The 11980-nt window shown below is 54.8% G+C and carries 15 protein-coding genes and 1 pseudogene; 9 read left to right on the forward strand and 7 right to left on the reverse strand.

Annotated features, from left to right (window positions below; genetic code table 11):
• Position 1: 1 nt before the first annotated feature.
• On the reverse strand, positions 2 to 883 hold the full coding sequence (locus tag QSK07_RS12480) for a LysR substrate-binding domain-containing protein (protein ID WP_285721684.1): 882 nt from the start codon (positions 881 to 883) through the stop codon (positions 2 to 4).
• Between the two features lie 96 nt (positions 884 to 979).
• On the opposite strand from QSK07_RS12480, the gene QSK07_RS12485 reads away from it, so the two are divergent.
• The 3 genes from QSK07_RS12485 to QSK07_RS12495 are packed head-to-tail and all read left to right on the forward strand — an operon-like array spanning position 980 to position 2198.
• The gene (locus QSK07_RS12485) at positions 980 to 1285 is read left to right on the forward strand and encodes a carboxymuconolactone decarboxylase family protein (RefSeq protein WP_285721683.1); all 306 of its coding nucleotides are present in this window, start codon (positions 980 to 982) and stop codon (positions 1283 to 1285) included.
• The gene (locus tag QSK07_RS12490) at positions 1285 to 1674 is read left to right on the forward strand and encodes a tautomerase family protein (RefSeq protein WP_275222051.1); all 390 of its coding nucleotides are present in this window, start codon (positions 1285 to 1287) and stop codon (positions 1672 to 1674) included. Before QSK07_RS12485 ends, QSK07_RS12490 begins: the two co-directional genes overlap by 1 nt.
• Positions 1671 to 2198, forward strand: a complete 528-nt coding sequence (locus QSK07_RS12495; protein ID WP_285721682.1) for a DUF4865 family protein — start codon at positions 1671 to 1673, stop codon at positions 2196 to 2198. The genes QSK07_RS12490 and QSK07_RS12495 overlap by 4 nt, the downstream gene beginning before the upstream one ends.
• Positions 2199 to 2223: 25 nt before the next feature.
• Here the strand turns inward: QSK07_RS12495 and QSK07_RS12500 are convergent, their stop codons facing one another.
• The 3 genes from QSK07_RS12500 to QSK07_RS12510 form a co-directional block, all read right to left on the reverse strand.
• Positions 2224 to 2601, reverse strand: coding sequence for a RidA family protein (locus tag QSK07_RS12500; RefSeq protein WP_285721681.1), 378 nt, complete (start codon positions 2599 to 2601; stop codon positions 2224 to 2226).
• A 49-nt stretch (positions 2602 to 2650) separates the two neighbouring features.
• Positions 2651 to 2971 carry a hypothetical protein gene (locus tag QSK07_RS12505; protein ID WP_285721680.1) on the reverse strand — a complete coding sequence of 107 codons (321 nt, stop codon included), beginning with the start codon at positions 2969 to 2971 and terminating at the stop codon, positions 2651 to 2653.
• A gap of 229 nt (positions 2972 to 3200) precedes the next feature.
• A complete protein-coding gene (locus QSK07_RS12510; protein ID WP_285721679.1) occupies positions 3201 to 3704 on the reverse strand; it encodes a MarR family winged helix-turn-helix transcriptional regulator in 504 nt (167 codons plus the stop codon).
• Between the two features lie 133 nt (positions 3705 to 3837).
• On the opposite strand from QSK07_RS12510, the pseudogene QSK07_RS12515 reads away from it, so the two are divergent.
• The 4 genes and pseudogenes from QSK07_RS12515 to QSK07_RS12530 all read left to right on the forward strand — a co-directional run bounded on the left by QSK07_RS12515 (position 3838) and on the right by QSK07_RS12530 (position 6928).
• Positions 3838 to 4861 (forward strand): annotated as a pseudogene (locus QSK07_RS12515) (MFS transporter).
• A 67-nt stretch (positions 4862 to 4928) separates the two neighbouring features.
• Complete coding sequence (locus QSK07_RS12520; protein WP_285721678.1) at positions 4929 to 5621, forward strand: aspartate/glutamate racemase family protein; 693 nt, start codon at positions 4929 to 4931, stop codon at positions 5619 to 5621.
• Positions 5622 to 5646: 25 nt separating this feature from the next.
• Positions 5647 to 5976 carry a DHCW motif cupin fold protein gene (locus tag QSK07_RS12525; RefSeq protein ID WP_285721677.1) on the forward strand — a complete coding sequence of 110 codons (330 nt, stop codon included), beginning with the start codon at positions 5647 to 5649 and terminating at the stop codon, positions 5974 to 5976.
• A 211-nt stretch (positions 5977 to 6187) separates the two neighbouring features.
• Positions 6188 to 6928, forward strand: coding sequence for a YoaK family protein (locus tag QSK07_RS12530; RefSeq protein WP_013196467.1), 741 nt, complete (start codon positions 6188 to 6190; stop codon positions 6926 to 6928).
• Between the two features lie 39 nt (positions 6929 to 6967).
• Here the strand turns inward: QSK07_RS12530 and QSK07_RS12535 are convergent, their stop codons facing one another.
• The gene (locus QSK07_RS12535; RefSeq protein ID WP_285721676.1) at positions 6968 to 7693 is read right to left on the reverse strand and encodes an SDR family oxidoreductase; all 726 of its coding nucleotides are present in this window, start codon (positions 7691 to 7693) and stop codon (positions 6968 to 6970) included.
• 99 nt (positions 7694 to 7792) lie between these two features.
• On the opposite strand from QSK07_RS12535, the gene QSK07_RS12540 reads away from it, so the two are divergent.
• The gene (locus tag QSK07_RS12540; protein ID WP_285721675.1) at positions 7793 to 8677 is read left to right on the forward strand and encodes a LysR family transcriptional regulator; all 885 of its coding nucleotides are present in this window, start codon (positions 7793 to 7795) and stop codon (positions 8675 to 8677) included.
• Between the two features lie 136 nt (positions 8678 to 8813).
• Here the strand turns inward: QSK07_RS12540 and QSK07_RS12545 are convergent, their stop codons facing one another.
• A complete protein-coding gene (locus QSK07_RS12545) occupies positions 8814 to 9830 on the reverse strand; it encodes a substrate-binding domain-containing protein (protein ID WP_285721674.1) in 1017 nt (338 codons plus the stop codon).
• Between the two features lie 412 nt (positions 9831 to 10242).
• On the opposite strand from QSK07_RS12545, the gene QSK07_RS12550 reads away from it, so the two are divergent.
• Positions 10243 to 10437: a hypothetical protein gene (locus QSK07_RS12550; RefSeq protein ID WP_033735335.1), complete on the forward strand. Its 195-nt coding sequence runs from the start codon at positions 10243 to 10245 to the stop codon at positions 10435 to 10437.
• 665 nt (positions 10438 to 11102) lie between these two features.
• Here the strand turns inward: QSK07_RS12550 and QSK07_RS12555 are convergent.
• Positions 11103 to 11936: an oxidoreductase gene (locus QSK07_RS12555; protein WP_285721673.1), complete on the reverse strand. Its 834-nt coding sequence runs from the start codon at positions 11934 to 11936 to the stop codon at positions 11103 to 11105.
• Between the last annotated feature and the right edge of the window lie 44 nt (positions 11937 to 11980).

The raw sequence follows: 11980 nt of genomic DNA on the forward strand, positions 1-11980 counted from the left end.
CTCAGCGCTGAACGTAGGGCAGGGCAGCTTCGGTGATCAGGTGCTGCAACAGCGTTCGCGCGGGATCATCACTCTGGTCTGAGCGCGCCAGCGCAATACCCAGATGGCCCGGCTGCGGCAGTCGCTGTGATTCTGTCACCAGCCCCTCCGGCAATCCCGCGCGGGTGCGCAGGGTGATGCCCAGCCCGGCCTGCAGTGCGGCCCAGATGCCACTCAGACTGTGGCTGGTAAACACCACGCGCCATGGAATGCCCGCCTTATCCAGCGTGCCGGTGGCGCGGGATCGCATCACACAAGGCGCATCAAACGCCACCAGCGGCAGCGGCTCGCCACGCTGCAGAATCCCTGCCAGATCAAACGCCGGATGCTGTATCCAGACTAACGGACACTGACCGATCACCTGCGTGCCGGATTGCTGTTCTGCCTGCCACAGCAGCGCTAAATCCAGCTCATGGCGAGCCAGTGCCGTTAATAGCGCCAGATTTCTGTCAACGCGAGCGGTCAGCATCACATCCGGATGCTGCCGGTTAAACGCGCCGAGGATGGCAGGCATCAGCGCCTCGCCAAAATCCTCCTGCATGCCGATGCGAATTTCGCCCTGCAACGCTTCGCCTTTTACTGCCCGCAAAGTCTCATCGTTCAGTGACAGCAGACGCCTGGCGTAACTCATCAGCTGCTCTCCACTGCGGGTTAATTGCAGGTGCCGCCCTTTTTTCATCACCAGCGCGGTACCGCATTGCTGCTCGAGTTTTTTAAGCTGCGCACTGACGGCTGAGGTTGATCGGCAGAGGTGCTGTGCCGCAAGAGCAAAGCTGCCAGCATCAATGCCCGCCACGAAACTGCGCAGCGCATCCATGTCAAGCGATGCCGGTACTTTGTTCATAATTGTCCTTAAAACACGGATAGTAGATGCTGATTAATTTGATTTTCAGGATTAGCGAGCTGAGTGACACTCTCTCTGACCAACGAGGAGTGTGCAATGAAAAAATTACTGGATCGGGAAACACTGGCGCAGTGCGCGCCCAAACTGGCTGAACTGACGCAGCAGGTGCTGTTTGATGATATCTGGCAGCGCGGTCTGCTGTCACCGCGTGAGCGCAGCCTGCTGACGCTGGCAACGTTAACTGCGCTGGGTCGCGTCCAGCAGCTGCAATGGCACATTAATTACGCCCGGCAAAATGGACTGACGCAGGATGAACTGGTGGAGAGCTTCACGCATCTGGCGTTTTGTGCAGGCTGGCCTGCTGCCGTGACTGCGCTGAGCCATCTGGAGGATAATCACTGATGCCCTTCACCCGGATCACCTTGCGGCAAGGTTACAGCGATGCGGATCTGCATCTGCTATCCACGCTACTTCAGCAGGCGCTGGTCGCAGAATTTGATGTGCCTGAGCAGGACTGTTTTCAGGTCATAGAGATGCTGCCCATCCCTCAGCGTGTGTTTGATCGCCACTATCTCAGCGGCGGGCGCAGCGATAATTTCGTACTGTTTCAGATAACGGCAGGCCGCCCGCGTTCCCGTCAACAGAAGGAACGCTTTTATCACGCACTTTGCGCGGCACTTAAGACAGAGATGGCAATCGATCCTGATGATGTGATGATCATCATTCAGTTTAATAGCAGCGAAGAGTGGAGTTTTAGTGGCGGCCAGATGCTGGCACAGGCGGCGTTATGATTATCATGCACTATCGCTTCACGCTGCCTGCGGACTACGACATGGGCATTATTGTACAGCGCATCAGGCTGAACGGTGCCCGGCTGGATGGCTTTCCGGGGCTGTTGGCAAAAGCGTATCTTTACGCCTGCCGCGAGGATGGGGAACTTAATGAAAATCGCTATGCGCCGCTCTATTTCTGGCGGGAGGCGAGTGGCATGCAGCGTTTCCTGCAAAGCCCGGGCTTTGCGGCGCTGGTCAGGGATTTTGGCTGGCCGATCATCGAAAGCTGGCTGGCGTTTGAGGAACAGACGCTCATCACTGATCTGGCTAAAGCCCGTTTTATGACGCTTAACCGCTGGACGATTCCTCCGCATGCAAACCTTGCAGCACTGCCTATACCAACAGGCTTCAGCGCCTGGGATGTAACCCGCTGGCAGGGATTAACGGTTAACGTATTACAAAAGCGACCGGCATCCGGTCCGGAGGCCTATCGCATCGGCTATCTGGCGCGAGGCGCTGCCGCTTCAGATCTGCAGCTGTAGTAACGCTCTTGATGCGGATTGCCATTCAGAGGGCAAAAATAGCCTCGATCTCGATGCGCAGGTCAGTGGAGAACAGTCCGCTGACCTGGACCAGCGAGCTGGCAGGCAGATGTTCGCCATAATTACGATAGAGCACTCCCCGCAGCGCGGCGATCTCTGTGAATGAGGTGATGAATATTGTGACTTTCAGCAGCGCGGCTAGCGACGTATTTTCAGCAGCGGCAACAGTGTTAAGCTGTTCAAAAATGGCTTCAGCCTGTTCAGCCATATTACCCTGCTGAGCGGCCGTCCCAAAGGCGGTCAGTCCTGAGACATACAGCGTCGCGTCATGTTTTACTGCATGGACATAAGGTGCGTTGACTTCGCCCAGTTGCGGATAATTTTTGCGTTCTGGCAGGGTCATATTATCTCCTTTATCATGTGAATCATCAGACATCACTCCCCGCCACCACTTAGTGCTTCAGCAGTTGCTGGCAGACCCCATTATCCTGCGCGGCGCGCTGTTGCTCATCGGCTTTCAGTTGCTCCCAGCGGCCAATCACGCTGCGTCCCAGCCGCGGTTTATAGGCTATTTTCTGCAGCGCATAGTCAGAATTACCGCCTTCAATAACATTTCGCATCTGCTGGTCGAACGGCTGAAGACCGTGGTGATCAATCGCGCAGAACACCGCGACGTAATACGCTTTATCTTCCTCACTATCGTGCGGGATAAGCCACCAGGCAGCGAAAGCCAGGATCAGCAATAGGGGAAGGATGAATTTTACTTTGGCCATTATTGTCACCGGTTGTGGGCAGTTCAGTCAGCCGGGTAGGGCCAGACGCAGGGCGCGTATCCTGCCACAGATTCAGCTCAGCGTTAAGCCCGTATAGCCAGTGAGGCAATGTTAAGCCTGCGGGCGCTTCGATCTGCGTTGCATTGTTCTGCGCCCCGGGCATCATCTGTTGTAATCCTGATTCGCGAACCATTTTGCCTTCACCATGACTGCAGCGCTGACGGCGTTTTTATTCGGCTGTTGCCTCGCCGGGAAAGGCAAGCAGCAGCGTTTTCAGTAACCCCCCCAGTTCGGCGCGCTCTGATGCGGCCAGCGGTGCCAGCACCGCCTCCTGAATGGCAGTATGTGCACGAAGTGCCTGCTCAATCTGCTGCTGACCCTGCGGCGTCAGCCCCACCAGCATGCTGCGCTTATCATCCGGCGCGGCAACACGTTCAATCAGATGCTGCTGCTCCAGCCGGTTCAGGCGATTTGTCATTGCGCCGGAGGTCACCAGCAGCGACTGGTAGAGCTGAGTCGGTGACAGCCGATAAGGGGATCCCGCTCGTCGCAGCGTCGCCAGCACATCAAATTCACCCTCCTGAAAACCAAACGGCGCCAGTGCCTCACTGCGCGCTTTTGCAAGATGTTTCATCAGCCGCAGCATCCTGCCGAAGATACGCATGGAAGCGGTGTCCAGGTCGGGCATCGCGTTGTCCCACTGGCTGACAACGAAATCGATATGGTCATGCATAAATCATTTGCAAATGTCGGGGTTATGTTGTCGGGTTGTGCTCAGCCTCTTAACAGTGGACGGAATTTATCTTAACGTTAAGATAGGTAGTGACAGCACGGTGCTGTCATCGTCAATTTCTGGCTGAGCCTGCATGATGAAAATATTCCCCACTCTGTTTGCCGCGATCGTTTTTCTGGTCGGACTCAATCTGCGGCCAATGCTGGCTATTATTGGCCCGCTGTTTCCGGTGTTGCAACAGCAAACCGGGCTGTCGGCGACGGCGTTCAGTCTGATGACCACACTGCCGGTGGCGATGATGGGGCTGGTGGCACTCTCCGGACCGTGGCTGATCGCCCGCTTCGGGCCGGTAACCGGCATTGCAATTGGGTTGCTCTGTCTGACTTTGGCCTGCCTGTGGCGCGGCCTTAACCTGACCTCCGCTCAGCTGATGTTTACCGCGCTGGCGGGTGGCGCAGGCATTGGCGTAATCCAGGCAATGATGCCCGCGCTGATCCGGCAACGTTTTGCTGACGCAGCGGCGACGCTGATGGCACTGTTCAGCACCGGAATTATGGCAGGCGCGGCGCTGACGGCAGCCAGTGCCGAACCGCTGTTTTCACTGCTGGGTCTGCAACCCGCGCTGGCGCTCTCCGGCGGGTTAACGCTGATAGCGCTGTTAATCTGGCTGATTGCAGTCAGGCGATCGCCGCAGGTGAGCCTGGTGTCTGAGGCAATGACGCTGCCAGCGCCGCGCTGACGTTAACCGAAGTGGTGGCAGGCTTCATCGTCACAGCCACCTTACATCGCTTTCCCGATCGCCGTCCGCTGCTGCTCGGCGTGCTGGCCCTGCTGCTGGCAGGGCTGCTAAGCCTTGTGTTTTACCCGAATACGATGCCACTGCTCTCTGCGCTGTTGCTGGGTACGGGCATCGGCGCACTGTTTCCGCTGTCGCTTATTGTCACGCTGGATCATGCGCGCAGCGCCAGAGAAGCGGGGGGCTGCTGTCCAGGGTGCAGGGTGGCGGATACCTGATTGCGGCGCTGATGCCGCTGATCGCGGGCTGGGTGCGTGACAGCGGCACATCTCTGAATCAGGCGTGGCTAACCATGAGCGCTGGCGTGGTGTTGCTGATGGCGATGGCCTGCCGCTTCAGACCGCAAAACAGGGCAGCCTGAACAAAGCCGTTGCCGTTCGATGGCGATCTGGCATGCTGGAATAAACCCCCTGAAACCGGAGTGCAGTGTGAAAGTTATTGGTCTGTTAGGCGGCATGTCATGGGAGTCTACCGCGCTCTATTACCGCATTCTCAATCAGCAGGTTAAAAAGCAACTGGGTGGCCTGCATTCAGCGGAACTGGTGCTCTGGAGCGTCGACTTTCAGCGCATAGAGCAGCTTCAGGCTGCGGGCGAATGGCAGCAGGCGGGCGAGATCCTGGCTGACGCGGCACGCAATCTGGAACGTGCTGGGGCGCAGTTCATCGTGCTCTGTACCAACACCATGCATAAAGTAGCGGCGCAAATCAGCGCCGCAACAGACATACCGCTGCTGCATATTGCCGATGCCACCGGACGTCGCATTCAGCAGGCCGGGATACGTAAGGTCGGATTACTGGCGACGCGCTTCACTATGGAGCAGGATTTTTATCGCGGGCGTCTTCAGCAGCAGTTCGGTCTTGAGGTGATGACGCCCGATGAAGCGGATCGTCTGTTTGTACATGAGGTGATCTACCACGAGCTTTGTCTGGGCGAAATCAATCCCGCGTCGCGTCGTCGCTACAGGGAGATTATGCAGTCACTGGTGGCGCAGGGGGCTGAGGCCATTATTCTGGGCTGCACCGAAATTACCCTGCTGGTGGATGCCTCCGATGCCAGCGTGCCGCTGTTTGATACTACGCTGATCCACGCGCAGGAGGCCGTTATCCAGGCGCTGACTTAACATTCATCCTCAACAGGGGAATCGCATGAAAATAGACAATCTGCCGTTTGGCCTGACGCAGTGGGATCAGGTTGAAGAAACGATACATCCCGGCGAACAGGGGCAGGCGACCTGGCGAACCATGAAATTTAACGACATCCGGGTTCGCATGGTCGACTACTCGCCAGGCTATGTCGCCGACCACTGGTGCACCAAAGATCATATTCTGCTCTGCATGGCGGGCGAGTTGCATACTGAACTGGCAGATGGCCGCCGTTTCGTGCTGACTCCGGGCGTGAGCTATCAGGTCGCGGATGAGGCTGAACCGCATCGTTCTTTTACAACGACAGGTGCGCAACTCTTCATCGTCGACTGAATTTGTTATCCGCTTTAGCAGGGCTTGTCCACTGGTAGATCATCGCGTCGTTGACACTTTTAAAAGTAAACTGAATCTGCTTTATAAAAATCAGCAAAATTAATGGCTTATTTCATCAGAGTTATCTGGTTCTGACAGGAATAATTCTCATCAGGTTGTATGCTTGAAGCCTTATAAGAACGTTTTGCATTCACCTGATGTGGGGAAGCCTGTGCTGATAAAAAAGAAGAAAGTTCGTTCACATACCGAAGACCGACTGCTGGCGCTGGTGCTGGCGACTACTGCGGGCATCCTTAATGCTATGGCGCTGGGCGCGTTTGGATTTTTCCCATCGCATATGACCGGTAACACTTCGCAGATATCTCAGGAGGTCACCACCAGCGATCTTCACACTATGCTGTTTTTGATGGCGCTGATTGTTGCCTTTGTACTGGGCTGTACCGTAGCCCGGCTGGCGGTAGTGGTGGGTATCAGGCATAAGTTACGCACCATTTTCTGTCTGATTATTCTGGCGGAAGGTGCGGCGCTGACGGCGGCGTCGATCTTTGAGATCGTGTTCTACCGGCCAAGTTTTAACGGGGAAGTACTGATAATGCTGGGCTTTTTGATGGGTATTCATAATGCGACTTCGACGCAGCTCTCCAATGGCCGCGTCAGATCGACCCACATTACCGGCACACTGACCGATGCGGGCATAGCGCTGGGGTCGTGGATTTTTGCACATACGTCTCATGCTGTGCATCTGGAAACCGACGATCGTCGCTTCTTCCAGAAGGTTCTGCATACCCATCTGACCACGGTATTCTCCTTCCTGAGCGGCTGTATCGCCGGGCTGCTGCTGTTTAAAACCTATGGGTTTAACGCGATGGTTGGCCTGGGCGTGTTTCTGATGCTGGTAGCACTGACGGCCATTGCCGTTACCGTGCAGCGAACCCGCAGAAGCCTTTACTGATATTCCGGCCCGCTGCACATCGCGCAGCGGGCCGGTTGCTTACTGCTGTGTGCGGGTTGGCCGCACGACTATCTCGTTTACATCCACCTCTTCAGGCTGCTCAATCGCATAGCGCACTGCGCGACCAATTGCATCCGGTTGCAGCGCGATAGCGCGATAATGCTGCATCGCTTCAGCAGCTGTCGGGTCGGTAATGGTTGAGGCCAGCTCGCTCTCGACCACACCGGGATGGACACAGGTCACCCGCAGCTGACTGTTCTCCTGCCGTAAACCGTCTGAAATCGCCCGCACCGCAAACTTGGTGGCACAGTAAACGGCCGCCGTGGGGGACACGGCCAGCGCACCAATTGATGCGATATTGATAATGTGTCCGCGCTGGTGGCACAGCATGGTCGGCAGCACCGCCGCGATACCATAGAGTACGCCTTTGATGTTCACATCGATCATCTGATCCCACTCATCGACCCTGAGCGAGGCCATTAGTGACAGGGGCATAATCCCGGCATTGTTGATCATCACATCAACCCGTCCCCACTTCTCCAGCGCAAACGCCACAAACTGCGCCACATCTGCGCGGCGCGTAACGTCCAGCGCTTTGATCGCCACCTCAGAGCCATTAAGCTGCAGCTCCTCAGCCAGCGCGGCCAGACGGCTTTCGCGCCGCGCGCCCAGTAATAGAATGGCATCGGTTTTTGATAGTTCACGTGCGATGCCTGCACCGATACCGCTTGAGGCACCGGTAATTAAAATAACTTTCTGCGTCATTTTGTCTCTCCAGTCAGGTTATCACTGGCGATCATACGGGGGCTGGATTATAAAGATAATCCACCTGACGCTTTACGGACTGGTAACTAAATCTGACTAATGAATGCGGATAAGAATGCCCTCGAAGTTTTTGTGATTGTGGCGCAGACCCGAAATTTCCGGCTGGCAGCGGAACAGCCAGGCGTGACCCGACCGGCGATCAGCCAGAGTCTGCGGCGTCTGGAAGATCGGCTTAATATCTCACTGATGCAGCGCACCACGCGCTCTGTTCAGCTGACAGAAGCCGGACAGCGGCTCTATGCGGAAGTGGCTCCGGCGATCAACCAGCTTAACCACGCCGTCACCGATATTGCCGAGCTGGCGGCTGAGCCGCGTGGTCAGTTGCGGCTGGCGATCTCCTCGATTGCTGAGCGGATGCTGGGAGGCGAACTGCTGGCGAGCTTTATTACCGCCTACCCGCTGGTTGAGCTGGATATCACCGTGACCGATGACGAGTTTGATATTGTCGGGCAGGGCTATGACGCAGGCGTGCGGCTGGGCGAGGTGATTGCGCAGGATATGATTGCGGTGCCGGTCTCCACTGCGCAGCGTCAGGTGGCGGTAGCATCACCCTCATATCTGGCGCGTGCAGGCACGCCGCGGCATCCTGAAGAGCTGGTCACTCATCGCTGCATCGGCTGGCGGAAAGGGCCAGGCCTGGCGCCTTATCGCTGGGAGTTTGCTGAACAGGGACGGGAGTTTGATGTTGCCGTCAATCCGCAGCTGACAACCAACGACATGGGGGTAATGATCCGCACCGCCTGCGCCGGGTGCGGCATCAGCTTTGGCATGGAAGAGACCTTTCAGCCTTACATCACGCGCGGCGAACTGGTGACGGTGCTGGATGAGTGGTTACCCAGCTTTGCCGGGTTTTATCTCTATTTTCCCAGCCGTAAAAATCTGGCCCCCAAGCTGAGGGCGTTGATCGATCACGTCAGGCTGTGAGAAAGGCCTCCGGTTAATCAGCGCGGATAGTGGTGATCGCTGACCAACCTGATCCGGTCAACCGGAGAGCCATTCAGAGACACCGCAATCGCAATATACCTCATGGTGTTATGCGGGATTACAACGTGTCAGTGCTTTAGCCTGTCATGTTGTATCGGGTGATAATATTGATTTTAGAGTAGGGCGCGGGTGGTTCTGAGGCGGGCAGAAAGCCATGAAATTCCAGCAGTGTTCTGAAGGCGTGCAATGCGTCGAGTTGTAAATTGTGCTCGATCAGCGCATCAATCTTACCCGCCTGCAGCAGGCCACAATTTTCCTGATCGAGATCGTGACCAATACAGGCGTTCACATGCCGCTTTTGTTCGGCAAATGCGCGCAGGATGCCGGGATTGCCGCCGCCGACCGTATAGACCGCATCCGTTTCCGGATTGCTCTGTAAAAACTGCGTCACTGACTGATGCATCCGCGCGTCAATGCCATATCCGCCCGCCACCACACTCACCTGATGTTGAGGCGCAAACTGCTGCATCGCATGCTGAAAGCCGTGGATTCTCTCCTGTTCACCCATGAAATCGCGACTGCCGGTCACCGCCACAATATGCGAACGGCTGACCCGCAGCCATTTTGACATCAGAAAAGCCGCCACCTTACCGGCATCAAAGTTATCCATGCCGATATAGCGCAGGCGCGCACTGCCGGGTAAATCGCTCATCATGGTGACCACCGGAACGCGTTGTTTCAAGAGCGATTCAATAGTGGGATTCAGCTCATCGGAGCAGGCCGCTTTCAGAATGACACCATGACTGTGAACCGCTTTTTTTTTCAGCAGCGCATTAGTGGCTTCCGCTGTGAGATTCGCGCCAAAGTGGAAACGCAATTGAAGTCTGAAAGCAGCAAAGCTGGCGATCTGACTGCTGAGCGCTTCACGTATCAGTGGCTGAAAGCGGTCAGGAGTATGCATGATGACGTCGAAGTAAATCGTTCTGCCTTTGGCGAGCCCGGCTTTATGCATCAGTTCCAGGTCCGCTATCGCCTGCTGAATCCGATGCTGAGTACGCGCATGAACATTGCCACGCTGATGCAGGGCGCGATCAATAGTGGCAAGGCTAAGCCCCGATTGGGCAGCAATCTGTTTGAGGGTGAATTTAGCCATGCAGGACTCGCGGTAGCAGAGGATAAGAAGAGTTTTATCATAATACTGGCTAATAGCTTTGCTTCAACTGAAACACGTTGTTCAAAGCATCGCTGGCTGGCAACGTGAAAAATGCGGCATCGGGCACAGGAATAACAGATTTTATAAACCTCAAACTCAGGGTTCCATTAAACGATATAAATGATCGGCTCACTTCCGGTATTTTCAAGCTCAGATTCTGGCAGTGATGACACTCTTTTGACTATTTACTGGCAAGCACATGGTGCTGACTTAAATAAAGTCAGCTCAAGTACCGGGCTGGATGATTTATAGCCTGTTTGCCGCTTCGCTTATATTTCCGTTAAAACGGCTTTTTTGTTTTTTGACACCCAATAATGTTAGACTGTACATGCATACACCATCGGGAGGTCGTGTGAAGTACGACAACGATAACGAGATCCGTGCACTGGTTGGCGCGGTCGTCAGTGATTTGATCAAGGCGGGAGAGCCGGTTCATTTTCACGACATTACGGACGCTCTGTTTCGCCTGAGCGAAGAGACGCGTGACAGCAAACTGAAAGCATTGTGCCAGGAAGCAATAGGCTTTTTTACACGCAAAATGCATTAAGGTTGATGACGCCGATGGCGGGCGCCATCCAGAACCTTACCCTTATGCCCTAATTCCGCAGAGCCGCTTTGACTGAGAATAAAAAGCAGTAAGCAGAGTTCAAAAATATTCAAACTGAAGAGTTTTAATATCAGTCCGGTTATATTGCATTTTTTGAATTCAGCCAGAATTACCTTCTTTTAGCCTGAAATGAAACCCAATAATTAACTGCATCGGCCAAAATCTTTATTCAGAATAAATGCTTCGTGAAACTTTTTCTTAAATTTCAATGAAAACATCTGTAATATCAGCAGGCTGAGGCAGCGTTTTCTTCTGCTTAAGTTGTTACTTATACTGTTATGACTATGTGTGATTTGAGAAATGATTATGCATAAATGAATATCCTGCGTTTCCGGCCAGACGACGCTCCAGTGCCAGCACGGAATTTACCATCGCTTCTGCCAGCTTTATCACCCCATCTCACACGGATAGCACTACAAGTTCAGCTGGCTGCGACATTCAGGGGGATGCGGCAGCCAGCTGAGAACCTTTTAATGTTCGCTCAGGCGGCGCAAGACTCTGCACCTGAATCGGTTACCTTATCCTGTGCGGAACGCCAGAACTCATGGCCGTTTTTGTCACTCGCCATGATCGTTCAGGCCTTTACGCTCTGTTTCAGCAACGCCTCAATCATCGGTTGAACGCGTAAGATTCTCCCAGCGATCAATTTCCTGACGCATTGCCACAAGTTTTTGCCGTACCAAAGTCAGGGCATCACTGCCTAACAACAGATGCGCGGGTGGGTTCGGGCTTTCCAGCAATGCCAGCATAGCCTGAGCAGCCTTTACGGGATTGCCGGGTTGTTTCCCGCTTTTTTCCTCGCGGGCCTGACGAATGGGCCCGAAAAGAGTGTCGTAATCCGGAATAGTGCGGGCGCTGCGTACCATTGAACGTCCCGCCCAGTCGGTGCGGAATGAGCCGGGTGCCACGGCGGTGACGTGTATGCCGAACGGAGTCAGCTCTTTGCCCAGCGTTTCTGAAATACCCTCCAGCGCAAACTTGCTGCCGCAGTAGTAGCTGATGCCGGGCAAAGTAATAAATCCGCCCATCGAGGTAATATTAATGATATGCCCCCGACGGCGCTCACGCATACCCGGCAGGACAGCTTTGGTCATTGCCACTGCGCCAAAAACATTCACGTCAAACTGGTGGCGCATTTCTGCCAGGGAGGACTCTTCCAAAATGCCCTCATGGCCGTACCCTGCGTTATTCACCAGCACATCTATCTGACCGACTGTGGACTCAACCTCCCTGACAACTTCATCAATACGCGTAAAGTCCGTGACATCCAGCAGGCGGCCTGCGGCACGCTGTGCATCAAGCGCCTCAAAAGTTTGCAGTGCTTCGCGGTTACGCACGGTACCAATGACCCGATGCCCGGCATCGAGGGCTTCGCGCGCCAGTGCCAGACCAAAGCCACTGCTGACGCCAGTTATTAAGATTGTTTTTAAAGATGACATAAAAGAACTCCCATGAACCGTTGAGATTGCATGGTATTCTCACT

It is taken from the genome of Pantoea sp. QMID4 (genome assembly GCF_030270445.1).
Taxonomy (GTDB): domain Bacteria; phylum Pseudomonadota; class Gammaproteobacteria; order Enterobacterales; family Enterobacteriaceae; genus Pantoea; species Pantoea vagans.